The 23057-nt window shown below is 68.6% G+C and carries 28 protein-coding genes and 4 pseudogenes; 17 read left to right on the plus strand and 15 right to left on the minus strand.

Annotation, left to right across the window (positions count from 1 at the left end; all coding sequences use genetic code 11):
* Nucleotides 1-14: 14 nt before the first annotated feature.
* Entirely contained in the window at nt 15-206 is a 192-nt protein-coding gene (locus tag KN815_RS24650; RefSeq protein WP_216344118.1) for a hypothetical protein, read from the minus strand.
* 49 nt (nt 207-255) lie between these two features.
* On the opposite strand from KN815_RS24650, the gene KN815_RS24655 reads away from it, so the two are divergent.
* From KN815_RS24655 to KN815_RS24670, 4 genes are all read left to right on the plus strand, one after another.
* Nucleotides 256-1224, plus strand: a complete 969-nt coding sequence (locus tag KN815_RS24655; protein ID WP_216344119.1) for a polysaccharide deacetylase family protein — start codon at nt 256-258, stop codon at nt 1222-1224.
* Between the two features lie 74 nt (nt 1225-1298).
* Nucleotides 1299-2822 carry a long-chain-fatty-acid--CoA ligase gene (locus KN815_RS24660; RefSeq protein WP_216344120.1) on the plus strand — a complete coding sequence of 508 codons (1524 nt, stop codon included), beginning with the start codon at nt 1299-1301 and terminating at the stop codon, nt 2820-2822.
* An 87-nt stretch (nt 2823-2909) separates the two neighbouring features.
* A complete protein-coding gene (locus tag KN815_RS24665) occupies nt 2910-3857 on the plus strand; it encodes an AraC family transcriptional regulator (RefSeq protein WP_216344121.1) in 948 nt (315 codons plus the stop codon).
* Nucleotides 3858-3941: 84 nt separating this feature from the next.
* On the plus strand, nt 3942-4766 hold the full coding sequence (locus KN815_RS24670) for an SDR family oxidoreductase (RefSeq protein WP_216344122.1): 825 nt from the start codon (nt 3942-3944) through the stop codon (nt 4764-4766).
* 9 nt (nt 4767-4775) lie between these two features.
* Here the strand turns inward: KN815_RS24670 and KN815_RS52300 are convergent, their stop codons facing one another.
* From KN815_RS52300 to KN815_RS51915, 5 genes and pseudogenes are all read right to left on the minus strand, one after another.
* Nucleotides 4776-5405, minus strand: a complete 630-nt coding sequence (locus KN815_RS52300; RefSeq protein ID WP_372458462.1) for an ATP-binding protein — start codon at nt 5403-5405, stop codon at nt 4776-4778.
* Nucleotides 5308-5550: pseudogene (locus KN815_RS52305) on the minus strand (transposase); the annotation flags it as partial. The gene KN815_RS52300 and the pseudogene KN815_RS52305, both read right to left, overlap by 98 nt.
* On the minus strand, nt 5499-5696 hold the full coding sequence (locus KN815_RS50695; protein ID WP_253209215.1) for a hypothetical protein: 198 nt from the start codon (nt 5694-5696) through the stop codon (nt 5499-5501). The gene KN815_RS50695 and the pseudogene KN815_RS52305, both read right to left, overlap by 52 nt.
* A gap of 348 nt (nt 5697-6044) precedes the next feature.
* Complete coding sequence (locus KN815_RS51910) at nt 6045-6392, minus strand: helix-turn-helix domain-containing protein (protein WP_253209216.1); 348 nt, start codon at nt 6390-6392, stop codon at nt 6045-6047.
* A complete protein-coding gene (locus tag KN815_RS51915; RefSeq protein WP_253209217.1) occupies nt 6371-6598 on the minus strand; it encodes a type 1 glutamine amidotransferase family protein in 228 nt (75 codons plus the stop codon). The genes KN815_RS51910 and KN815_RS51915 overlap by 22 nt, the downstream gene beginning before the upstream one ends.
* A 70-nt stretch (nt 6599-6668) precedes the next feature.
* Between KN815_RS51915 and KN815_RS24690 the strand changes: the two genes are divergently transcribed.
* From KN815_RS24690 to KN815_RS24705, 4 genes are all read left to right on the plus strand, one after another.
* Nucleotides 6669-6839 (plus strand): hypothetical protein, encoded by a 171-nt coding sequence (locus KN815_RS24690; protein WP_216344124.1) that lies wholly within the window; start codon nt 6669-6671, stop codon nt 6837-6839.
* Nucleotides 6839-7249, plus strand: a complete 411-nt coding sequence (locus KN815_RS24695; protein ID WP_216344125.1) for a Rid family hydrolase — start codon at nt 6839-6841, stop codon at nt 7247-7249. Before KN815_RS24690 ends, KN815_RS24695 begins: the two co-directional genes overlap by 1 nt.
* A 67-nt stretch (nt 7250-7316) precedes the next feature.
* Nucleotides 7317-8576 (plus strand): MFS transporter, encoded by a 1260-nt coding sequence (locus tag KN815_RS24700; RefSeq protein WP_253209218.1) that lies wholly within the window; start codon nt 7317-7319, stop codon nt 8574-8576.
* A gap of 92 nt (nt 8577-8668) precedes the next feature.
* Nucleotides 8669-9139 carry a hypothetical protein gene (locus KN815_RS24705; RefSeq protein ID WP_253209219.1) on the plus strand — a complete coding sequence of 157 codons (471 nt, stop codon included), beginning with the start codon at nt 8669-8671 and terminating at the stop codon, nt 9137-9139.
* Here KN815_RS24705 and KN815_RS24710 read toward each other — a convergent pair.
* Together KN815_RS24710 and KN815_RS24715 are read right to left on the minus strand one after the other, a co-directional pair.
* Nucleotides 9111-9725 carry a transposase gene (locus KN815_RS24710; protein WP_216344126.1) on the minus strand — a complete coding sequence of 205 codons (615 nt, stop codon included), beginning with the start codon at nt 9723-9725 and terminating at the stop codon, nt 9111-9113. The genes KN815_RS24705 and KN815_RS24710 overlap by 29 nt on opposite strands.
* Nucleotides 9726-9850: 125 nt before the next feature.
* Nucleotides 9851-10039, minus strand: a complete 189-nt coding sequence (locus KN815_RS24715; RefSeq protein WP_216344127.1) for a hypothetical protein — start codon at nt 10037-10039, stop codon at nt 9851-9853.
* 343 nt (nt 10040-10382) lie between these two features.
* On the opposite strand from KN815_RS24715, the gene KN815_RS24720 reads away from it, so the two are divergent.
* Nucleotides 10383-10526, plus strand: coding sequence for a hypothetical protein (locus KN815_RS24720; RefSeq protein WP_216344128.1), 144 nt, complete (start codon nt 10383-10385; stop codon nt 10524-10526).
* An 86-nt stretch (nt 10527-10612) separates the two neighbouring features.
* A complete protein-coding gene (locus KN815_RS52310) occupies nt 10613-11017 on the plus strand; it encodes a DUF6192 family protein (RefSeq protein ID WP_216344129.1) in 405 nt (134 codons plus the stop codon).
* A 95-nt stretch (nt 11018-11112) separates the two neighbouring features.
* Here the strand turns inward: KN815_RS52310 and KN815_RS24730 are convergent, their stop codons facing one another.
* Both KN815_RS24730 and KN815_RS24735 read right to left on the minus strand, forming a co-directional pair.
* Nucleotides 11113-11718, minus strand: a complete 606-nt coding sequence (locus tag KN815_RS24730; RefSeq protein ID WP_216344130.1) for a TetR/AcrR family transcriptional regulator — start codon at nt 11716-11718, stop codon at nt 11113-11115.
* Nucleotides 11715-12659 (minus strand): SDR family NAD(P)-dependent oxidoreductase, encoded by a 945-nt coding sequence (locus KN815_RS24735; protein WP_216344131.1) that lies wholly within the window; start codon nt 12657-12659, stop codon nt 11715-11717. The genes KN815_RS24730 and KN815_RS24735 overlap by 4 nt, the downstream gene beginning before the upstream one ends.
* A 52-nt stretch (nt 12660-12711) precedes the next feature.
* Between KN815_RS24735 and KN815_RS24740 the strand changes: the two genes are divergently transcribed.
* From KN815_RS24740 to KN815_RS51920, 3 genes and pseudogenes are all read left to right on the plus strand, one after another.
* Nucleotides 12712-13140 (plus strand): hypothetical protein, encoded by a 429-nt coding sequence (locus KN815_RS24740; RefSeq protein ID WP_216344132.1) that lies wholly within the window; start codon nt 12712-12714, stop codon nt 13138-13140.
* Between the two features lie 397 nt (nt 13141-13537).
* A complete protein-coding gene (locus KN815_RS24745; RefSeq protein ID WP_216344133.1) occupies nt 13538-13762 on the plus strand; it encodes a hypothetical protein in 225 nt (74 codons plus the stop codon).
* Nucleotides 13763-13791: 29 nt separating this feature from the next.
* Nucleotides 13792-14510, plus strand: a pseudogene (locus tag KN815_RS51920) (transposase); the annotation flags it as partial.
* A 113-nt stretch (nt 14511-14623) separates the two neighbouring features.
* Here KN815_RS51920 and KN815_RS24755 read toward each other — a convergent pair.
* On the minus strand, nt 14624-15085 hold the full coding sequence (locus tag KN815_RS24755) for a MarR family winged helix-turn-helix transcriptional regulator (RefSeq protein WP_216344134.1): 462 nt from the start codon (nt 15083-15085) through the stop codon (nt 14624-14626).
* 444 nt (nt 15086-15529) lie between these two features.
* Between KN815_RS24755 and KN815_RS24760 the strand changes: the two genes are divergently transcribed.
* On the plus strand, nt 15530-17128 hold the full coding sequence (locus tag KN815_RS24760) for a hypothetical protein (RefSeq protein WP_216344135.1): 1599 nt from the start codon (nt 15530-15532) through the stop codon (nt 17126-17128).
* 300 nt (nt 17129-17428) lie between these two features.
* Nucleotides 17429-18859: a cellulase family glycosylhydrolase gene (locus KN815_RS24765; protein WP_216344136.1), complete on the plus strand. Its 1431-nt coding sequence runs from the start codon at nt 17429-17431 to the stop codon at nt 18857-18859.
* A gap of 955 nt (nt 18860-19814) precedes the next feature.
* On the opposite strand, the gene KN815_RS24770 is transcribed toward KN815_RS24765, so the two are convergent.
* The 3 genes from KN815_RS24770 to KN815_RS24780 are packed head-to-tail and all read right to left on the minus strand — an operon-like array spanning nt 19815 to nt 21221.
* Nucleotides 19815-20672 carry a class I SAM-dependent methyltransferase gene (locus tag KN815_RS24770; RefSeq protein ID WP_216344137.1) on the minus strand — a complete coding sequence of 286 codons (858 nt, stop codon included), beginning with the start codon at nt 20670-20672 and terminating at the stop codon, nt 19815-19817.
* Nucleotides 20673-20695: 23 nt separating this feature from the next.
* Nucleotides 20696-21040, minus strand: a complete 345-nt coding sequence (locus KN815_RS24775) for a VOC family protein (protein ID WP_216344138.1) — start codon at nt 21038-21040, stop codon at nt 20696-20698.
* Between the two features lies 1 nt (nt 21041).
* Nucleotides 21042-21221 carry a ribbon-helix-helix domain-containing protein gene (locus tag KN815_RS24780; protein WP_119990337.1) on the minus strand — a complete coding sequence of 60 codons (180 nt, stop codon included), beginning with the start codon at nt 21219-21221 and terminating at the stop codon, nt 21042-21044.
* Nucleotides 21222-21461: 240 nt separating this feature from the next.
* On the opposite strand from KN815_RS24780, the gene KN815_RS24785 reads away from it, so the two are divergent.
* Entirely contained in the window at nt 21462-21788 is a 327-nt protein-coding gene (locus KN815_RS24785) for a hypothetical protein (RefSeq protein WP_216344139.1), read from the plus strand.
* Nucleotides 21789-22004: 216 nt separating this feature from the next.
* Nucleotides 22005-22676, plus strand: a pseudogene (locus tag KN815_RS24790) (class II aldolase/adducin family protein); the annotation flags it as partial.
* A 122-nt stretch (nt 22677-22798) separates the two neighbouring features.
* On the opposite strand, the pseudogene KN815_RS24795 reads toward KN815_RS24790, so the two are convergent.
* A pseudogene (locus tag KN815_RS24795) lies at nt 22799-23057 on the minus strand (glycogen debranching N-terminal domain-containing protein); the annotation flags it as partial.

Below are 23057 nucleotides of genomic sequence, written 5' to 3' on the forward strand. Positions count from 1 at the left end.
GCGGCCGTGGGCGTCTAGCTGGGCCGGTCGTCGAGCCGGCCGCGGATCGCGGGGTCCAGGGAGATGAAGAGGGTCTCCAGCAGGACGCCGCCGTCGGGCACCGCTCCGACGTCGGCCCGCACGAGCGCGAAGTCTTCTTCGCGGACCTGTCCGTGGGGCCGTCGGGCGAGGACGAACCGGCGTGAGGTGGATACAGGGTGTGTCATGGGATCTCCTTTCCGGCGGCTCACACAACGGAGACACAACGGAGTGCTCATGAGCGACATCTCTCCCGCCGGCCCGGTCAAGGTCGCCGTCACGGTCGACGACCTCCTTCTCTGGGACGGCGTTCCCCTGCCGGCCGGCTCCTCGCCTGTGGACATCACCCGCTCGGTGGCGCGGACGCTGACCGAGCACGGTGTGCCGAGCACCTACGCGTTCGCGCACACCTATCCGGTCGAGCGGGATCCGGCCCTGATCGCAGCGTTCGAGGCGTGGGTGGAGGCCGGGCACCACCTCGGCAACCACACGCACCACCACGCCCCGCTGCGGTGGATGCCGGCCGAGGACTTCTGTGCGGACATCGCGCGCGCCGAACGCCGCATCGGCCGGCTCATCGAGTCCGCGCCGCAGCGCTACTTCCGGTACCCGATGGACATGTCCTCCGGGTCCGAGAGCAAGCGGGGCCAGGTGGAGGAGTACCTCAGGGACCACGGGTACCGGAACGCGCCGATCACCGCGTGGTTCAGCGACTTCGCCTGGATCGTGCCCTACTACCGGGCCCTCACCAATGGCGACGCCGCGGCACGCAAGCGGCTGCGGGCCACCTACGTTTCGGCCGCCGTCGACATGCTGGCCGCGCACGCCGTGTCCGCCCGCGGGCTGTTCGGCGCGGATGTCCCGTACATCTGGATGATCCACGGCAGCCCGATCGCGGCCGATGCCCTGGGGAACATCCTGGACGCCTTCATCGACCGGAATGTCGAGTTCATCCCGCTGGACGAAGCGATGCGGCACTCGGCGAACTTTGGCATGCCCCCGTGCGACCAGCGGTTCCGCAACCACCTCCAGCGGTACGCGCTCGCCGCCGGACAGCCGGCGCCCGAACTCGCGCCCGAGGTGCTCGGAGAGGTGATGGCGGCTTCTCCGATGCCCGGTGTCGACACGATCGGGGTCCTCGAGGAGAGCGTGCTCAAGCCGCTCGCCCGGCGGTTGGGCGCCGAGTACCAGTGGGAGTGGGCCTGAGCGGCCCCGGACGACGACCGAACCCGGGCAATTACCCGCCCCGCCCGCACCGTTCCGCAGGAGGACGCACGGCCATGCTCAACCTGTCCCTGATGCTCACCGACAGCGCACGCCGTCTGCCCGGCAAGGCAGCGGTCATCGAGGGGGAGCGCTCGATGACCTACCGCGAGGTGGACGAGGCCGCCAACCGGGTGGCACGCCTGCTGCTGGACAAGGGCCTCCGGCCCGGCGATCGCGTCGCCCTCACCTGCCCGAACGTGCTCGAATTCCCGGCGGTGTACTTCGGCATCCTCAAGGCCGGCGCCGTGGTCGTGCCGCTCAACACCATGCTGAAGCGCGGCGAGGTCGCCTACCACCTCCGGGACTCCGGGGCGCGGGCCTACTTCTGCCTGATCGGCTCCCCGGATGACGAGGCATGGCGCGGCTTCGAGGACTCCGCGTCCTGCGCGTTCCTCTTCGTGATCGACAGCCCCGGGGCGACCGTCCCGCCGGGCCTGCCCACACTCACCGAGGCCCTGCGGGGCCGACCGGCCGATGATGTGCTCGTCCCCACCGAGGCCACCGACACGGCGGTGGTCCTGTACACGAGCGGTACGACCGGCAGGCCGAAGGGCGCCCAACTGTCGCACGCGAACGTCGTGATGAACGCCCTCGCCACGCACCCGCTATTCGAGGCTCGCCAGGACGATGTGTACCTGGTGCCCCTGCCGCTGTTCCACTCCTTCGGGCAGACCGTGCAGCTCAACGCGGGCTTCGCCGTCGGGTCGACGCTGGTGCTGATGCCTCGGTTCGGCGGGCGGACCGCGCTGGAGTTGATGGCCGAGCACCACGTGACCTTCTTCGCCGGTGTGCCGACGATGTACTGGGCTCTGCTGGCCTCAGCCGGCTCGGACGACCCCGCCTCAGGCCTCGCCGCCACGCTGCGGGTCGCGGTCTCGGGCGGCGCGGCACTGTCTGTCGACACTCTCTCCCAGTTCCGCGAAGTGTTCGGCCTGGGCATCCGGGAGGGCTACGGCCTGTCCGAGACCAGCCCGACGGTCGCCTTCAACCGCCTCGACCGGCCGAGCAAGCCGGGTTCGATCGGGCTGCCCGTCTGGGGTGTGGAGGTCAAGCTGATCGCCCCGGACTGGAGCGAAGTCGCCGCGGGACAACCCGGCGAGATCGCGGTGCGTGGCCACAACGTCATGAAGGGCTACCTGGGCCGCCCGGAGGCCACGGCGGAGGTGCTGCGTGACGGATGGTTCCGCACCGGCGACATCGCCACCCGTGACGAGGAGGGCTACTACTTCATCGTCGACCGGGCCAAGGACCTGATCGTGCGGGGCGGATTCAATGTGTACCCGCGGGAGGTCGAGGAAGCCCTCATGACTCATCCCTCGGTGAGCCTGGCCGCGGTGGTGGGAGTGCCGGACGAACGGGTGGGGGAGGAGGTCAAGGCGTACGTCATCCGGCAACCGGGCAGCACGGTCTCCGAGCTCGAGCTGATCGCCTGGTGCCGGGAGCGCCTGGCCGTCTACAAGTGTCCACGTCTCGTGGAGTTCCGCGAGACCCTGCCCGTGAACGCCACCGGCAAGATCCTTAAGCGGGAGCTGCGCTGAGCCGGGGCATTGACCGGTCGGCAGGCGTGGCGTAGCCTCGGCCGCCAGTTCGCGGGGCAGCGCGGCCCGCGGTGAGGAAGTTGAACCATGTACGCCGTCGAGAAGCTGAGCAGCGACGAGTACGCACCGGGGGAGCGCGGTGCGTGGTGGCGCGACCTGGTCTCCGCCATCCACTGTCCGATGACGTTCGCGCTCCGGGACGACTACCGCGGCAGGATCGAGCATCAACGCTCCGCCTCCTACCAGTTGGTCCGCTGGTGGGGTGACGAGGAGCGCATCTCCCGGCGTGAGGCGGACATCCGCCGCCATCCCCATGGCGCCTACGAGCTCCTGGTACCCGTGAGGGGCGTCCTCACCATCCGGCAGGAGGACACCACGGTCGACGTCCGCCCGTCGACCATGACGCTGGCGTCCCTGGACCGCGCGTTGGACCTGCGCCACGGCGATCGGTTCTCCTCGATGGCCTTCGTCATCCCACGGGAGTTGCTGGAGGCCCGCCTAACGCGGCGCCCGCGCGCGGGCGCCGTCCTCGACGCGGGCTCCGGTCTCGGCCGCATCGCCGTCGACATGCTGCGCAGCCTGCGTCGGCAGCGGGGCGCGGTCGACGCCGCCGCATTCGACGCCGTCGCTGACCGCGTCGTCGATGTCCTGGCCCTGGCCTGCAACGCCGGGCACACCGCGCTGTCCGCGGCCGTCCAGGAAGACCTGGTCACCGCGATCCGGAGCTTCGTCCGGGCCAACGCCCACGACCCCGGTCTCACCGGCGCCCTCATAGCGGCCCGGCTGGGCTGGTCCCTGCGCCACATCCAGGCCCAGCTCCAGCGGGCCGGGACGACGATCTCGGAGCTGATCCGCGAGGAACGGCTCGCGCTGGCACGGCTGCGGTTGCAGGACCCGGGCCGGCGCCACCAGACCATCACCGCCGTCGCCCACTCTTCCGGCTTCGGCGACCTGAGCACCTTCAGCAACGCCTACCGGCGCACATTCGGGGAGCGGCCCTCCGACACTCGCGCCCGCAGCGGCGCGGCTTCCTGAGGCGGCGCGGCCATGCGCGCGCCGGGCAAGCCCGCTGCGCGGTAGCCCAAGCCGTTGCCCTGCCGCGGCACTAGCGTCACCGGCATGGAACCGACACCGCTATCACCATCAGGACCCGACGACGCCGACCTGTTCTCCGTGCACGGCCGGACGGCCGTGGTGACCGGCGGCTCGCGGGGGATCGGCGCCATGATCGCGCGGGGCCTCGCACGGGACGGCGCACAGGTGGTCATCGCGAGCAGGAAGGCCGATCAGTGCCGTGCCGCGGCCGAGGCGATCAACGCCTCCGGGGTCCGGGGCCACTGCACCGCCACACCGGCCGACCTCTCCTCCCCGGAGGGCTGCCAACGGCTCGCGGCCTGGCTCGCCGAACACCACCACAGCGTGGACATCCTGGTCAACAACGCGGGGACGACTTGGGGCGCCCCGCTGGAGGCGTTCCCCACAGCGGGCTGGACGAAGGTACTCGGCACCAACCTCATCGCTCCCTTCGACCTGACCGTCGGGATTCTGCCGCTGCTGCGACGAGCAGGGCGGGCCGACTGCCCCGCCCGCGTCATCAATATCGGCAGCGTCGATGGGATCAACGCCCCCCTGTGGGAGAACTACTCCTACAGCGCCGGCAAGGCAGGGCTGCACATGCTGACCAGACACCTCGCCAAACGGCTGGCGGCGGAGCACATCACCGTGAACGCGATCGCCCCGGGGCCCTTCCTGACTGACATGCTCGGCCACGTGGCCGCCGACCAGGGCGTCGAGACCGAGTTGCTGGCCCGGGTTCCGCTGGGCCGGTGCGGGCTCGCCGGGGACATCGTTGGCGCCGTGCGGTTCCTCGCCTCGCGGGCCGGCGCCTACGTCACTGCCGCGGTCATCCCCCTCGACGGGGGAATCACGGGGTGCTCGGGCTGAGCGCGTGGGTCACGGCGCGGTGGCCACCGGCGAGATGTCCAGGCGGGCCCAAACGCATTTCCCGCCCTCCGTGTAGCGGGTGCCGCAGCCGTCAGAGGACAGCGCCACCAGTTGCAGACCGCGGCCGAATTCGTCGGTGAGGGCGGGGTGCCGCACCCGTGGCGTCGCCTCGGAGCCGTCATACACCTCGCACACCACGCGGGTCTCCAGATGCAGGAGCCGCAGGCGCACCATGCCGGAGGGGTGACTCTGGTCGTTCTGGGAGTTCTGCGCGTTCTGGTCGGGCCGGCCGGAGGCGTGGCGGACGGTGTTCCCGATCAGCTCGCTCACGATGAGCTGTAGGGGGTCGACCCGGGAGGTGAGGGCCCAGCCGGCAAGACGGTCGGTCACCATGGCGCGGGCGCTGCGGGCGGACTCCGCGGCGCAGGGCAGGTCCCAGGCCGCGATGTGACCCGCGGTTTCCAGGCTGCTTCGATGAGTCCGTGCCGCAGGTGCCAGCGGTCGGCCACCTGCACGATAGGTCGGCGTCGGTGATGGCCTGGGCGAATCCGCCGACTCCGTCCCGGCACGCCGCCTGGATGCCGGGATGCTCATGCAGCCAGGCGGTGACCGTGGTGGCCCTCCGGTCTGGCAGCACATCGATCCGCTCTCCCGTGGAGGCGTCGGTGATGATGGTGGCGTAACGGTGCCCCTTGCGCAGCGCGTACTCGTGGATCCCGACGACTTGAGGTGTTACGCGGGCGGAATGGGGATGCGGATCAGGCAGTTCAGCACACTCACCCAGGACACCGTGTGATGCAGAGCGGTGAGGAGACGGGCTCCGGCCGAGCCGGCCAAAGCCACGGCGACAGCCTCGACCACCCGCTGTAGAGTCGGCGAGCGTCGCTGGTAACGCTCCGTCAGTCCCTCGGCCTGCTCGACGAACGTCACCTTTCCGAATACTCCCGTCGCTTCAGCTCGCGCTCACCGCTGTTCCCCCCAGCCGTTGTAGTCGCTGAGCACGGCCGGCTGACGCGTCAGGGGCCATGGCTGGCTGCCAGAGCACCTTTGCTGGGGCACAGGCCGATCGGGGCCGGCGTTGTGGCTCCGCAGTGCAGCTTGTACACCCGGCCCTTCCAATCGAACGCACCCGAGCCATCGAAACCGCTCTCATCGCCGACGAGTAGCCCCTGACGAGCGTGGCCAGCCGTATCCGCCCGATTTCCGGCGTGAGAAAACCCAAGCGGGCCGGGGATGCTCGGCGGAGCCTGTGGCGAACGCGCGTCTGTCATGTCAGTGTCAACTCCCGAAGGTGTGCCGGTAGGCGGTGGGGGTGGTGTTCAGCGCGCGCCGGAAGTGCAGTCGCAGGTTGGCGGCTGTGCCTGGTCCGCAGTCACGTGCCACGCGGTCCACTGGGTGATCGGTGGTCTCCAGTAGTTCTCGTGCCAGGCCAAGGCGGGCGTCGAGCAACCACTGCAATGGGGTCGTGCCGGTCTCCTCGGTGAACCGGCGCATGAGGGTGCGCTGTGAGAGGCCCGCGTGCCGGGCGAGCTGGCGTAGTGTGATCTGCTCGCCGAGGCGTCGCAGAGCCCATTCGCGAGTGTCGGACAGCGACGCGTCGTCGGCTACTGCGGCGGGGGCGGGCACGTAGCGGGCTTGCCCGCCTTCGCGGTGTGGGGCGGTGACCAGGCCGTGACTACCGCGAAGCCCTCGGTGGTGGGCGCCTTCGCGTCGAAGGTGCACACGGTCGTCTGGTACGGGGTCTCCCGTGCGGAGAAGATCTGCGCTGGGATCGCCAGATCAAGGGGCATGACCCCGTCCAGGGCCATGATCGCGACCCGATGAACGCTCATGGCAAGTTTCTATCGAAGTCAGGCGATATTGCCTATCGCCAGGTCAAAGCGTTGCCAGCAAGCTGAGGACATGACCAGGCCTACCTGTGACGCGACCACCGAGAGGTTGGCCGACCTGATCACACCGCTGGCCGAGGCCGTGGTGGAGACGTCGTCAGTGTTCAACCACAACGTCCGCAGTCACCTGCTGGTGGCCGTCACCTCGACCTGCCCGCGGGCACCGACTACAACGACGACCTGATGGTCTCCGTTCAAGCGATGCACGACCTCGGTGTCGCGACGGACAGCCCGAACAGTCAGCGATTCGAGGTCGAAGGCGTCGATCGCTCGCACGGGCATCTGTCCATCGCCGGCACGGTCGGTCGCCGAGCCGACGGCACCATCCCCGACGACATCGAGGAACAAGCCGAGATCGCTATCGGGCTCATCGCGGAGATCCTCCGGTTAGAAGGCTTCGATCTGTCCGCGCTCGTCGATGTGACCAGCTACCACGTCGACATCCACCGGCACTTGCCCGGCTTCTCCAAGATCAAGGCGCGCCTGATCAACCCTCTCTACCCGACCTGGTCACTGATCGGCGTCAGTGGTCTGGCCAACCCCGGGCTGCTCGTCGAAATCCGCGCCACCGCCGCCTACCCCGCCGCAGCCTGACAGACCGCCGTTCCTGGGCCCCGAACCCTGAGTCCAAGAACGGGCAATCACCTACTTGGAACTCCCCATGAAGACCCTCCAGCGTCCGGATCGTCGCAGCCTCCTGTTGCTGGCCTCGATCATCATCTCCTTCCTGGCCTCCTCCAGCGCACCCACGCCGCTCTACGCCACATACGCCAACCAATGGCATTTCTCGCCGATAACAACCACCATCGTCTTCGGCACGTACGCCATCGCCGTCCTGTCCGCGCTACTCGTGCTCGGCAGGGCATCCGACCATCTCGGTCGCAAAACGGTGCTTCTGGGCGCGCTGGCGTTGCAGACCGTCGCCATGGTCGCGTTCAGCGAAGCCAACGACATCGGAGCCCTGTTCGCCGGGCGGATCCTGCAAGGAGTCGCGACCGGCAGCGCATTGGGCACACTCGGCGCGGCGATGCTGGACATCGACCGCGAACGCGGCACACGCGCCAACGCAGTCGCCCCCGGACTGGGGACCGGGATCGGCGCCTTGTTCTCTGGACTGATCGTCCAGTATCTGCCGGCACCCACCCGGCTCGTCTACGTCGTGTTCATCGGAATCTTCGCCGTGCAGGCCCTCGGCGTGGCGCTGCTTCCGCGAACCACCGCCCGCAGGCCCGGGCTGCGTGCCGCTCTCGTACCCGAACTCGTGGTGCCCCGGCACCTGCGCCGACCTCTCCTCGCGGTGGCACCCGTGCTGTTCGCCGTGTGGTCGCTCGGTGGCTTCTACGGATCACTCGCCCCGGCCCTGGCCCAGCAACTGTCAGGCACAGGCTCCGTGGTGATCGGTGGTCTTGGACTGTTCGTGCTCACCGTGGTGTCGTCCGTCACTACCGTCGTCTTCGCCCGCACGCCCGCCAGGACTGTGATGTTCCTGGGAACCGCGCTACTCGTGCTCGGCTCGCTCGGGACCTTGGTGGCTGTCGAAGCGTCTTCGGTCACTGGATTTTTTGCCAGCACTTTCGTCTCCGGGATCGGTTTCGGCGCGGGATTCCAGGGCGGGATGCGCACCGTCGTGCCACTGGTTGCGGAACACGAGCGGGCGGGGGTCCTTTCCTCGATCTACGTGATCTGCTACCTGGGCATGGGCCTGCCCGCCATCGTCGCCGGAATCCTCGTCGTGCACGGAGGTGGCCTGCCATCCGCGACTCGGGACTACTCATTGTTCGTAGTCGCGTTCGCGGTCGCGACACTGATCACTCTCCTACGCACCAGGGATACGAGCCACCCCACAGACCTGACGTGCCCCGCTCACCAGGACGTCCGCTGTGCACTTTGCACTGAGACGCCTTCCGCTTTCCGAACGTGATCGTTTGGTTTGGGCTGGGTGGGCATGAACGCCTGCTGGCGGCGGGCGAGATGGGAAGGTACGTCCGCTCGCGTCGCTCGTGGAGGTGGCTGGTGCCGTCGGTGCTTGGTCTGCTGGAGGCCCGGGAGAAGAAGGTGCTGGAAGAGGTCGCGCGGCTGCGGGAGGAGGCCGAGCGGGTGCAGGCCGCGCTCGGCGACGCGGAACGCGCACTTCAGCGTCTTGCGGATGCCCGTTGCAACGGTGGCCGAGGTGCTGGCCGAGCCGTCTTCCGCGGTTGCGGAGCCGGTGGGAAGCGCGGTGGCGGGGGCGGTGGTGCCGGACGGGTCGAGGGCATGACAGCGTCGGTCCTGGCGCCGGACTGTCAGCGGATCGTGTCGGTGCTGGCGTCGGATGCGGGCCGGGAGGGTATGCGCTGCCAGCATCTGGCCATGGCCCTGGACCTGGAAGCGGTCCCGGCGAAATTCGAGGGACTTCGGTCGCAGGCGAAACGCCTGGTGGAGCGGGGGTGGGCCCAGCAGGTGCTGCCGGGGGTGTTCACCGCTTTCGCGGGACCGGCCGACTGAAGGGACCCGGGCGGCGTCCGGCCGGACGGCCGCTCATGAGCATGGTCATGGACCACAGCACCATGGCCTCGTGCATGGCGGGCAGCGTCTCGTAGTCACGCACCAGTCGACGCGAACGCATCAGCCAGTTCAAGGTTCTCTCCACCACCCACCTGCGTGGCAGTACCACGAACCCGGTGATGTCGTCGGTGCGTTTGACGATCTCGAGGATGAGACGGAGCTTCTCGGCTGCCCAGCCGACCAAGCTGCCGGTATAACCGCCGTCGGTCCACACCAGGCGGACGGAGAAGTACAACTCGCGCAGCCGCTCCAGCAGGGGGACCGCGGCGCCGCGGTCCTGCACGCTCGCTGCGGTCACAGCCACGGCCAGGACCAGGGCGAGGCAGTCCACCGCCAGGTACCTCTTGCGGCCGCCCACCTTCTTCCCGCTGTCCCACCCGGACGTCGAGCGCGGGATGTTCGCGGCCGCCCGCACCGACTGCGAGTCCACGATGGCGGCCGTCGGGTCCGGCGAACGGCCCTCCTTCTGGCGCACCTTGTCGCGCGGCCGGTCGTGGAGCTCAGTGAGCATTGGCAGCGTGAACATCGAGCTCAGCGTCATCGCGTGCCCGCCATGCCAGCCATGCCAGCCATGCCAGCCATGCGTGACAGGGAGGGTCCGGGCCGGATCGATGTGCGCCTGCCGCAGGATCCGCGCCGCGCTGTCCGGTGTCAGATGCGCCGCATGGCCACCGCACAGGAACCGTTCGGCCAGCGCCACCACATGGCTGGAACGGTTGGCCAGAGCGGGGCCGTGGAGCCCTGGCCGAGGGAGAAGATCAGGTGCAGACCGAACCGACCGGCCAGCAGAGCGAGCGCGATACCGGGCAGCGACCGCTCCCGTCCGGCCAGGGGATCCACGAGGCACAGCACCGCGGCCCAGCCGGCTCCAGGGCCACAGGGCGACCCCGGTGCCCGAGGCGAGCACGTGTCCGCCCGCGGACAGCGCCACGCACACCGCTGAGAACACCGAGGCTCTCAGCAGTCTCAGATCGGCCGCAGCTCGTACTGGGACGTTGGCAGCCGCCACCATCCCAGCCGCCCAAGAACCGGCGAATGCCGGGGGTGGCCGTCGACGCGGACGGTCCCGGACCTGGTTGACCGAGTTGGCCTGCTCGACCCGCTCGTCACGCCGTCCGACGTCCAGGACCGTGACGCTGCCCGTGTTCTACTGCCCCGCCTTCACGCCGAGCACCCCGAGATCGTGCTGGTCTGGGCGGGCAATGGCTACGGCGGAGACGAGTTCAGGACCTGGGCCCAGGCCACCCTCGGCATCACCGTCAAGGCCGTCTCCCGGCCCAAGGACGTTCAAGGGCTTCGTCTTGTTGCCCAAACGCTGGGTGGTTGAACGGTCGAATTCGTGGCCGATGCGGGCCCGCCGCAAGGCGAGGCACGGAGGGTCATGAGGGTGATGAAGCTCCACTGGACGTGGGCTTGGGCGCGGCACATGACACTGCCCAACGCCTGAATGGCCAAGCGGGCGTTGCAAGGTCTCTCCTCGGTGTTACCGCGATCCACTCGCTGGCACGGGACGAAGAGATCGCTGCGACAGTCACCACCGATTTCCTCAAGCGAGCGACCGACCCAGACACCGTTCAGGAGTTGGTGCGAACCGCCGGGACGCGCTGGGCGATCAAAGAGTGCTTCCTGGCCGCGAAGAACGAGTGCGGTTCGGACCAGTACGCAGACCGTCGCTACGCGGGCTGGTACCGGCACATCACTTCGGCCACGCTCGCGCACGCCTTGCCGGCGGCCGTGGCGCACCAGGACCGGGAAAAGGGGGCGGCGCCGGTGGGAGAGCCGGGGCAATCGAGTTCACAGTGGCGGGGTTTCGGCTGATTGATCGGGAACTGTATCTGCCTGAGTGCTGGACTGGTGGTCGAGCCCGCTGCGAGGTTGCGTAGGTCCCGGCCGAGCAAAGGCCAGTCCGCCGGTTATGCGGCGGTGGCGCCCAGCAGGAGGTCGAAGGCGTCATTCGCCTCGCGGAGCACCGCCGTCGCGTCGTGGCTGCCGAGGCGCCACGCCGCCTGGTAGCAGGCGACGGTCAACTGGGCGGCGAGGACGGCGGTGGCTGGCGGGGTGCCGTGGTCGATCAGGTGTTTCTCGAGGAGGTCGGCGTAGTGCCGGGTCTTGCGGGTGTGGCGGTCTTCGAGCTCGGGGTGCTGCTTGACCAGACGGTGGTAAACCGCGTAGTGGCCGGGGTTGCGGGCGGCCTCGGTGCAGATCGCGAGCAGCAGCCGCCGAGATGTGGCCAGTGCCTGCGCGAGATCCTGGAGCGGCTCGGTGGGCGCATCGCGCATGGCCGCGGTGAGCGCGCGCAGGAAGTCGTCCTCGGTGGAGAAGACGACTTCCTGCTTGTCGCCGAAGTAGCGGAAGAAGGTGGTGCGGCCGATCTCGGCCCGCTGGGCGATCTCGTCCACGGTGACGACATCGAACCCCCGCTCCATGAAGAGCGCGAAGGCCGTCTCGATGATCCGTTCCCGGGTCTGGCGGCGTTTGCGGTCCCGCAATGACTCCACCGGAAACTTGTTCGCGCTCATTCGTCCAGGATATCCGCTCGTTCCGCCCGGCGGTCAGCGTCGGCGAGGCGGGCGGCCTCGCGCCACAGCTCCTCCTCGCGGGCCTCGTCGTGCGACTCTGGCGACGACGGCACGTGGCGGCCGCGATCGAGGTAGGACCCGGTCCGAGCGGTCAGCCCGGTCAGGATCGTCTCAGCGAGCCGCGCGCCCGCCTGCTGCGGCGTCATGCCCCGGCCGAGGAATCGCTGAAACTGGAAGAATCCGTTGAGCACGCCCCGCACGGGCCCCGGGGCGTGGCGGAAGAAATCGGTGCCCGCGACGAGCGCAGGGTTGTAGGAGTAGACGCCGACGCTCTCGGGCAGGCGGCGGGCCAGCGCGTGGGCCAGGTAGATGACGCCGAGTTTGCTGGTCGCGTACGCCCGCCCGGCCTCCCGCGCGCCACCGGCACGAGGCGTGGCCAGTCGTTCCGGCGTCTCCCAGCGCGGCGGCGGCGTGGCGCCGAGCGTATAGCGGAACTGCCCGAAGTGGCAGTCGCTTGAGGTAAGCACGATCCAGCCCGGACCGGTAAACCGGGGCAGCAGCTCCCTGACGAGCAGGTAGTGGGACAGCACATTGACCCCGAAGGTCATCTCGTACCCGTCCGTGGTGCGTTTCTCGGTCGTCGTGACCGTCAGGCCGGCGTTGCCGAGATAGCCACCCAGCGGCGGCAGGTACCCGGTGTCGAGCCTACGCAGAATCTCCTCCACCGCCCGCCTGATCTCGGCGAGCGAAGCAAGGTCACAGTCCACGCCTGTGACCGCGGAAGCACCGGTGGCTTGGGCGAGTTCCGCAGCGAGGCGCTCGCCGCCGCGGCGAGCCAGCAGGACGTAGTGGTCCTGCGGCCGTTCCCGGATCAGCAACTCGACGGTCTCGCGGCCGAAGCCGCGGGTCACGCCGGTCAACACGATGGTCCGGCTATCCATGGCAGACTCCTCGGTATCAAGTTCCAAGTGGTACTCAGTACCGTAACATGCCATGGTTCACTCCACATCGAGCGACGAAACCGCGGCTGACACGCTGGCCCGCATTTCCAGGCTCGAATGGATCTACATCCGCGGCGTGTACTTCCCGGCCACGAGGCGTGTGCGGGACCCGCGAACCTGGTACCCGAGCTTCAAGGCGGCGATCGACGGGCTGACCGACAAGAAGCGCAAGGGCCAGGTCCTCACGGTGGGTGTGCTGTCGGACGACTCCGACGAGCACGTGGTCGGGCCGGACGCGTGGCCCGGACATGCGGCTCGGCGATGTTGTGACGCGGCCGCACATCACGGTGCTGATCTGGGACCTGACCCGCCAGGCCGGGACGGTTGCAGGGGAGGCCGCCGATGCCCGATGACCGCCCACCCCGCCCGCCCCCGCGAAGGGCTGCCCGTGGGGTTGGGGCGGTTGCAGCGGCCGTTCTGAGGGGCGGCTATGGTCCAAGCCGCTCCGTCGCGGCGACTACGCACCGGACCGGGCCGTGGTCGAACGCCCAGGCGAGGCCGGGTGACCGCCGGTGATTCCCATCCCGCGCGAGCTGCGCCCCTGCCCCGACTGTCACAAGGACGTCCTGTGGACGGTGACCCGGAACGGCAAGCGACTCCTGGCCGACGGCAAGCCGGACGACCAGAGCAACCCAGGTGGCATGATTCCGTTCCTTGGCTGGGCCCGTGAACGGCCCTTTCATCGGCGCATACGTGGACCTACCTCGCCCTGGTCGGTCTCCCACCAGGGGCGGAACCGCTCCGGAGCCTGGGGGTCGCGGCTGCGACGGAGGCCGGCGCGGCTTCGGTCGCGGGCGTGAGAGCGGCCGGCTCGGTGGTTGGCGCGGCCGGGTCCGCCGGAGTGGATCCGGCGACGGGGGGAGCTCGCGGTCGAGGCGCGCGTCCAGCTCGGCGGTCTTGTCGACGGCTTCTACAACCCCCGCCGCATCCAGAAACGGCTCGGCCACCTCAGCCCGATCGAGTACGAGGAGAAGCACTACGCCAGCCAGGCAACGGCCGAACAAGTGAACCTGAAACCACGTCAACCCGCCCTGACCAGCTAGTCAGCCACTCCCATACAGCGGGGGAAACCTCCCTCCGCGAGGAGGGCGTGTCGTTTCAAAGCATAAAGACCTGGAAGACCTCCCGTGACCCTGACTAGGCCGCCAAGAAGGCCGGCGTCGAGCACCTCTGTGCCATCGCCGACGGCGAGGTCGTACCCGAGGAGGGCGAGCCTGAAATCGTCTTATGCCTGGACGAGTTCGGCCCGCTCGGCCTCCAGCCCCACCCGGGGAGACAGTGGGCCGGGCACAGTGGACGGCACAAGGACCCCGACAGGGAGCCCCGGCCCCGCCGTGCGGGGCGACCTACACCCGCTCGCACGGAGTGCGGCACCTGTTCGCCGCCTACAACCTGGGCAAGAACAAGCTCTACGGCCACATCAAGCCGAAGGAGAACCGGACGAGGTTCCTGGAGTTCTGCCGCTACCTGCGCAGCCTCTACCCGCCCACGATGCGGATCGCGATCGTGCTCGACAACTTCTCCCCGCACCTGACCACGAAGAACGACACCCGCATGGGTGACCGGGCCGCGGCCGACAACGTGGAGTTCACCTACACGCCGGCCAACAGCTCCTGGCTCAACCGCATCGAGGCCCAGTTCACCGCCCTGCGCTACTTCGCTCTGGACGGCACCGACCGCTCCAGCCACAAGGAGCAGGGGAGCATGATCCGCCGCTACATCATCTGGCGGAACAAGCACGCCGCCGACGAACACCTACGTCAGGTAGTCAGCAGGGCGAACGTCGCCTGATGCGGCACTAGCCAGGGCATCAAGGGCAATCTGCCTACTTCAAACGCCCTCGCAGGGCATGGCCGAACAACCACTCCCAAGGAAAGGAAGCTCCCACGGACTCAGAGAAGACGTCAGCCTCGGGAAGGACGCCCGGCAACGGGGGGCGCCGCCGGAGCGGTCACTCCACCGGATGAGGCCATACGCTCGCGCCACAACGCTTCCCCCAAATGGGTAAGCGCTGTTCCTAGGTCCTTCCACTCGTCCTCGGCGAACACCTCGTGGTCGTAGTCCGCGATCAACTGGGTTGCCCGCTCGAGCACCTTCACACCACGGTCCGTCAGCTCTATCACCGCTGCGCGGCCCTGCCCCCCACTCCCGACGGTGGCGACGTATCCGTCAGAGATCAGCGCGTCGATGATCGGATGCAGGCTCTGCACTTTGATCCCCGCTCGCCGCGCCAGTGCGCTGAACGATATGCCAGGATCATGTCGCAGGTGCCCCAAGAGGCCCAGGCGTCGCAGGGAGAGGCCGATGCCCTTCAGCGAGTCCTCTACCCGTCCTTCCAAAAGACGCCCCTGGAGGATCATGATCATCGTTGGACCCAGTGGGTATCGTGCCGAGCTGGCGTCCCCTGCGTCTGCCATTCACGTCTTCCTTCCCTGGCTATGTCGGACTACACCCACCGTATCGGAATAAGCAGGTCGACCGTATGGCCTCGTCTCCTCAAGGACGCCTTACCAACGTCCCGCCCACCTGGGCCCCTCTCCATGTCACCGCGCACGCCCACACAGCGCTATCGAACCTAAGCTCAGAGTTTTGCCATCACGAGTGGTGAATCGCGTGAAAGTGGCCAGATGGTTCACGTGAAAGTGTCCAGTCTGAACATCTGCGTTGACCTGCGCTTATGTCGTAGTTGACGTGTTGGAGGGAGTGGACGTTTAAGCGCGAAGCCGCAGGACATTTTGGTGCGACCCTAGATAAGAAATGCCAGGAGTGGTCGCCGGAAGACGTGGTGGCGTGTGGTTGGCGGACGAGGTGTGTTGGTTGAGCTGGTGGAGGACCGGCAGCGCGATGCCCTGCTGGTGGAGTGCCGGGCGAGGAAGATCGAGCCGCCGGGCCGTGTCGACCGCATCCTCACCGCGGTTCAGTCCCGGGCGGAGAAGGCGTTCTGCGCACGGACTATCGAGCGACTGGGCCAGGTGTGCACGGCCCGGCTGCTGGCGCTGGTGGCCGAGGGCAGCGAGGACGGCACCGCGCTGTCGGCCTCGCTGAAGCGGGACCCGGGTGCGGTCGGGCTGGACTCCCTGCTGACGGAGGTCAACAAGCTGAACGACGTACGGCAACTCGGGCTGTCCGAGGGGCTGTTCGCGGACTGCTCGGAGAAGTTGCTGGCCGCGTGGCGGGCGCGGGCGATCAAGATGTATCCCTCGGACTTCCGCGACACCGCCGAGGACGTGCGGATCACGCTGCTTGCGACGTTGTGCTCCTCGCGGCAGGCGGAGATCACCGACGCCCTGGCGGATCTGCTGATCGCCCTGGTCCAGAAGATCAACGCCCGTGCCGAGCGGCGGGTGGAGAAGCAGCTCACCGCCGAGTTGAAGAAGGTCCGCGGCAAGGAGGGCATTCTCTTCAAGCTCGCGGACGCCGCGGTCGGCAAGCCCGACGAGATCGTGCGCACGGCGCTGTACCCGGTGGTGGGTGAGAAGACTCTGCGCGACCTGGTGGCCGAGGCGAAGGCGAACGAGAAGGTCTTCAAGGCCAGGGTCCGCACCACGCTGCGGAGCTCGTACAGCAGCTATTACCGGCAGATGCTGCCGCCGCTGCTGAAGAGCTTGGGTTTCAAGTGCAACAACACCGCCTACCGGCCGGTGATGGACGCGCTCGTGCTGCTGGAGAGGTACGCGGAGGTCGACGGCAAGACGCGCTTCTACGACGCCGCCGACCAAGTGCAGATGGACGGCGTGATGCGCAAGGACTGGTGCGAGGTCGTTGTCGAGGATAAGGGCAGGGTTGAGCGTATGCCGTATGGGCTTTGTGTCCTGGTGGCATTGCGGGATGTGATCGGGCGTCGCGAGATCTGCGTCGAGGGCGGGCTGGGGTGGCGCAACTCGGAGGACGGTCTTCCCGGCGACTTCGAAGCAGCCCGCGCTGTGGACTATGCCGTGATCCGCCGGTCCGTGGACCCCGAGGGATTCATCGCTGATCTGAAGAGGCGGATGATCAGCGGCCTGGACTGGCTCTCGGCAGCTCTGGCGGACGGCTCCGTGGGTGGAGTTAAGGTCACGGGGCCCCGCAGGCCGGGCACACGGCGCCGTCCGGGGTGCACCGCGCGTCAACGTGTACCATCTCGATGTTCACGTCGACTGACAGCACCGCGACGTCGGCGATCGACGGGAGCAATAACTCCTTCAGCCGGAGCACGGCCTCGTCCACGCCCCCGAACCCTCGGCCCAGTCGCCGTGCCCACGGGTCGTTTTCGGGCGACTTGGCGGGCGGCCCGGAGAAGCTCAGCTGTAACTCAGAGTGGCCGCGTCACGGAAGTTGAGCCGGAACCCGAAGTCGTGAGCATCCGGCGCGGGCGCTGCCTCCCGAGCTGTTGTCAGATGTCCTTGGACGGCGAAGTCAGTCGACTGTGAGTTGGTGATCTGGGCGGACTTGATTGGTTGGGAAGGATGCCCTGCGGCGTGGGGGTAGTGGTGCTTGGTTGTGGACGTAGACCCTGATGGTGTCGTAGGAGATCGAGGTCTTGTGCTCGTCCATGAGCTTCGCCCAAATCTCCGCCATGAGCTTCGCCCAAATCTCTGCGGGGTCGTGACCGGCTTCCGTCAACTTCTGCCAACTCGCGTGCACTGCTGTGAACTTGACCCGCTCGCCAGTAGCATCCGACCGGCCAGTAGCACGCCGCCCGAGCAGCCACCCTCGAAAGGGTCTCCTGCATGCGCCTGACCTCCCGCGTCGCTCCCGCTGCCCTCGCCGTGGCCGCTCTCCTGCTCGGTGTCCTCCCCGCGCAGGCCCGGGCCCACCCCGACCGGGCCCCCGACCGCGTCCCTGATCGGGTCACGGTCGGTGACCGTACTTTCATCGCCGATGGGCAAGGCCGCGTGCTCCAGTGGCGCGGCTTCAATCTCGCCGACAAGAGCAGCCGAGGCGCCAACGCGTTCGCCGGCATCCACGAGAGCGACCTCAAGGACATGGCTGCCCGGGGCTTCAACCTCGCGCGCCTCGCGTTCTTCTGGGACGACCTCGAGCCCGCCCCCGGGTACTACGACGGCGGCTATCTCGCCAAGATGCGCCGCATTCTCGATTGGGCCAACCGCTACCGCATCAAGGTTATTCTCGACGCCCACCAGGACGTTTACGGCCCTCACTTCGGCTCCCGTGGTGTCCCCGACTGGGCCACCCGCGACGAGGGGTTGCCGTTCGAGCCGATACCCGGGGACTGGTTCTCCGAGTACTTCGAGCCGTCCGTGCAGATCGCCTTTGACCACCTGTACAAGGACGCCGACCTCCGCGCCGCGCACGCTCGCATGTGGATGACGGTCGCCTCCGCCCTGGGCAGGCACCCGGCGCTGCTCGGGTACGACCTGATGAATGAGCCGTTCGCGAAGTTCCTCGAAGGCGAAGACCTCCCTGCCGCCGCGGCCCGCTTCGAGGCCACCGAGCTCACCGAGCTGTGGAACCGCCTTGCCCGGGCGATCCGCCTGGTCGACCACAGGTCGTGGGTATTCGTCGAACCAACCGTCATCGTCGGTCTCGGTGTCCCGACCCGGATGGGCCGCATCGACGACCCGCACGCCGGCTACGCGCCGCACTTCTACGAGACCGGGATGGAGACCGGCGCCGACTATGACCCCAACGGCACCTTCATCCGCGACTACGAGGCCGCGATCAGCGACTACCCGACCCGTCACCGCATGCCGGTGATCGTGGGGGAGTGGGGCGGCGACCCCTACGTTCGGCACGCAAGCCAGTTCGTCACCGACATGACGGCTTCCATGGACCGCTTCTCCAGTGGCTGGACGTGGTGGCAGTGGTGCCGGGGCGGCGGCTACTGCTTCCTCGACCAGACGGGCGCCGCGAAGCCCAACGCCCGGCTGCTCGTCCAGCCGTACGCGCGGGCCGTCGCGGGCGACCCGCTCACGTTCGCGTACGACCCGGCTACCCGCACCTACACGCTCACCTTCCGCACCCGCGACACCGCGGAGGGGCCCACCCGGATCACCGTGCCCAGGGACACGTACCCGGGCGGCTACCGCGTCGATGTCCAAGGCAGCAAGGCCGGCTGGGACGACCATGGCCAGACCGTCACCGTGAGCACCCACGGCAGGGCCGGAGCCATCTACAGGGTCACGATCAGCCCGAGGTAGCCCACCCGATTCGCTCGGGGGCCGCGGCCCGCGGCCCCCGCATCAACTGGAGAAACGCCTGCTCCACATCACTGTGGGCAAGCACCTGCCTGCGGAGCGGGTGACACCGCCTTCCCCAGGCCATGCGATCGAGGTTCACCTCACACGACCAGGTTCGCCGGCAAGGAAGCCCGAACGACTGGGTTCGCTGTCCAATGCCTCGGTTGGGTGACAGCGGTCATCAAAACGCTCCTCCGCGACGTGAACAGAGCCAACCGCGCGAGGTCACACGGATGGGGTGCCGTTTTGGGATCGCGTTCCTGTGGGGCGTGGAGGACGAACGTGTCGTGCGGTGCCCGGTGTGCGGGACCCGCTTCGCGCTGTGCGACGGGCGCCGGCACGATGCGATCTACTGCGGACACGCATGGCGGACGCCCTCACCGCCGCCGCACGGGCCGACGGGAATGGGTACCGGGACGACGCCACCGCGGTGGTGCTGCGGCACCACCGCTGATCAGCGCCTGCTGTCTCCGGGCGCGAGAAGGCTGGTGACCTCGGCGATCGCCTCCGCCGGGGGGTGGAAGTAGGCGTGCCGTTAACGAGCGCCGGGCCAGGCACCGAGTAACCCGTCATGAGGTGGGCAGAGTCCTCGCCGCCGGTCAGCCGTGCCGGCGATCCACCCGCCACGAGGTCGGCACGAAGCCATGGCGGATCGGTCAAGAGCTTGCGCAGGTGGGCGTCATAGGTCGACGCCGGCAGAACTGGCGTAGCTACTGGACGAATCTCGGAGCTGTGACGTTCTGTGACCATTGGCGAGACCTATGTGCGTCCAATCATGGGCGGGCTGGTCCGTCGTTGACGGGGGCAGACTCTGCCGATTGAGAGCCGGGGCGCCCTGGCCGGCACCTCGGTCGCCGCTACGGCGCAGCGGCGGCCGGCTGGACCGTCCTTGCCCGATTCGACGGGTCGACGAGGCTCAGGTGGCGGCGAGCAGCATGTCCTCTCCGGTCGACGGGCGAAGGCCGTCGGTGCGATCGGCGAAGTAGCGCCCGGCGTGCGAAGCCCCCGACACGTGCCGGGCGTCCGTGAAACCGGATTTGCGGGCGAGGGCCAGCATCTCCTGCGGGGTGTAGAAGCTGATGAACGGTGTTCCGGACGCGCGCGCACCTTCCCTGCTCGCCCGCAGGCCGGGGCGATCGGCCTCGTCGAGCAGTTCGGGCGGCAGGAGGAAGGTCATCACGAGCGTGGAACCGGGGGCGAGCCCGGCGATCTGGCGCAGGGTGGCCGCAGTGGCGTCCTCGGTGAGGTACATCGTGACGCCGGTGGAGGCGATGAACGCCGGCTGGCCGGGGTCGAAGCCGACGGCAATCAGCTTCTTCAGCCAGTCCTCGCTCGCCTCGAAGTCGACCGGCACCAGATGCAGCCAGTCGGGGATGCCGTAGCCCAGTTCGACCAACCGACGGCGCTTCCACGCCTGCGGGCCGGGCTGGTCGACCTCGAAGACCCGCAGGCGGGAGGCGGTCTCCGGCCTGCGCTGGGCGAAGGTGTCCAGCCCGGCTCCCAGGATGACGTACTGGGTGACGCTGTGGTCGGCCTGCTCGATGATCAGGTCTTCGATGAACCGGGCGCGGGCCGCCATGGCCGCCCGGAACCCGCTGGTGAGGGGCGGGTCCATGTCGGGGCGGCGGCGCCAGTCGTCGTCAGGGGCTGCCAGCTCCAGGCCGATCTCGTCCTCGAACACGTGGGGCGGCCGGTCGACCTGGACGTGCATCGCCCGCCAGAGGGCGGTCCGCACCGCGGTGCCGTCCGGCGCCGCGGTCGGTTCGTCTGCCATGGTGTTCCCCTTCTGCGTCGCAGTCAGTTCTTGACCGGAGCCTGGAGGCTCCACAGCCGCCCGTCGGGGTCGCGGACCGTCATCAACCTGGTCCCGAAGTGGGTGTCCTCGAACGGCGTCACCACCTCGACGGCCGGACTGGCACCGAACGCGTCCGCGTCCGGCACCTTCAGCACGACCTGCATCTGAGGCTCCCGGTCCTCGGGGACCTCCGCGATGAAGACGTAGGGACCGTCGCCGTTGCGGAGTTGGCCGGAGCTGTGGCCCGTCTCGAACTCCAGTTCGTAGCCCAGCGCCTGGAAGAAGCGTGCCGCCTTGCCCCAGTTGTGGGTCTCCAGGAACAGGGCCTCGATGCCCTCGGTCGCCATGTCATGCCTCCTTCTCGGTCGATTGGCGCTCTTGCCCATGGGCGTCGTCGAGGTAGGCACGCAGCGCCTCGGCGACCAGCGCCGACAGCGACATGCCCGACTCGATGGCGCGGTACTTCACCTGCTTGATCAGCCCGATCGGCAGGTACACGTTGAACTGCTTGACTTCCTCATCGCCCACGAGTCCAGACTAAACCCGTTGCTAGCATGCTAGCAAGTGGTCCGGTCAAGACCGGGCGCGATCCCGAGGTGCCGCGGCTGGTGCTCCGCGGCAACCCGGTGCTCACCACCGCGCCAGTCCCCGAGGAGCAGGTGCCGCAGCGGGGAACCCTTCGGCAGATCGCCGGGTATCTGGCCGACGCCGTCCAGGAGACGGCTGCGGCTGCGGGTCGGTGCCGGCGGCAATGTCGGTGAGCCGCTGATGGCCAACGGATGGCGCCGCTATGGGCGTATCCGCGCGGAAGCGACCGGCTGGCTCGAACGCGTCGAGATCCCCCGGGACCGGGTCGATGACACCCCTGCCGTGTTCTTCGGTGGTGTGCGGCAGCGGCTGCGGATCGCCAGGAACCTCGTCGTCTTGCCGCGCCTGGTGTTCATGGACGGGCCGACCAGCGGTTTGGACGTGTCCGTGCAGGCATGCCTGCTCGACCTCATCCGTTCGCTCGTCAGCGACCTGGGGCCGGCTGCCGTCATCGTCACGCACGGCCTCGCCGTCGCCCGCCTGATCTCTCTGATGGAACTCTGGTGATGAAGGACGGCCGAGTCATCGAGTCCGGTCTGACCGACCGGGTACTGGACGATCCGCAGGCCCCGTACACGCAGTTGCTCGTCTCCTCGATCCTGCAAGGGTGATCCGTGACGACCGGCCGGCCGGCCCTCGCCGTCTCCGGCCTGGGCAAGACCTTCACCATGCGCCTGCAGGGCGGGCAGCGACTCGCCGTGCTGCGCGGGCTCCTCCGTCCGGCTCCCCGGACCCGAGCACCACTTCCTGATCAACCCGTACGGCCTGCTCTTCGAGGAGATCACCGCGTCGATCCTGGTCAAGGTCGTCCTCTCCGGCCGGCCCGTCGAGGACCCCCCGCGCCCCGTCGGCCCCGCCGGTTTCGTCATCCACAGCGCCATCCACGCCGCCCGCCCCGACGTCCACGGCGTCCTGCACACCCACACCAAGGCCGGCTGTGCGGTCGCCGCGCAGGAGGACGGTCTGCTCCCGCTCGACCAGATCTGCATGGAGTTCTGCGGCAGGGCCGGCTACCACGGCTACGAGGGCGTCGCCCTCAACCTCGCCGAACAGCGCCGTCTTGTCACCGGCCTCGCCGACCACCCCGCGATGATCCTGCGCAACCACGGCCTGCTCACCGTCGGCGAAACCCCTGCCCGAGCCTTCCTGCGCATGTACTGCCTCGACACGGCATGCGAGATCCAGACCGCGGCCACGGCCGCCGGCTCCGAGCTCATCACCCCCCACCCCGGTATCTGCGAACTCACCGCACGCCAACTGGCCGGCGAGGACGACAGCTCCGACCTCCAGGACGACAAGGCGTACGGCCTCGACTGGGCGGCGCTGTTCCGGATGGTCGAGCGCACCGCCCCCGACTACAGGGACGGAAGCCTCGGGTTCACGCACGGCTCGTAGAGCTGCTGCCGAAGCCCCTCCGGCGGCAGCGGTGTTGTCGTGTTCCGTCACGTTGCCCGGGCGACCCGCTTCGGTGTTTCGCCGCCGCGCGGGGTCGTCGCCCAGGCATCGGGCGCGCCGCGTCAGGCCGAGAGAACCGTCAGCCCCTCCGGCGCCGTCACGTTCACCGTTCCGTCCGCCGCCAGCGTGATGTCCAGCCGCGCCCCGCCGACCTGGAGCCCCGTCACCGTCAGCGGGGCGTACGCCCCGGCGAACGTGGGGGCCACCGTGACCGTGCCGCCCGGGACGTCCGCGTCCAGGCCGAGGGCCGAGCGCAGTACCAGGACCGAGGAAGCGGCCGCCCAGGCCTGCGGGCGACACGACGCGGGGTAGGGGGCGGGG

The organism is Streptomyces niphimycinicus (genome assembly GCF_018883605.1).
Taxonomy (GTDB): Bacteria; Actinomycetota; Actinomycetes; order Streptomycetales; family Streptomycetaceae; genus Streptomyces; species Streptomyces niphimycinicus.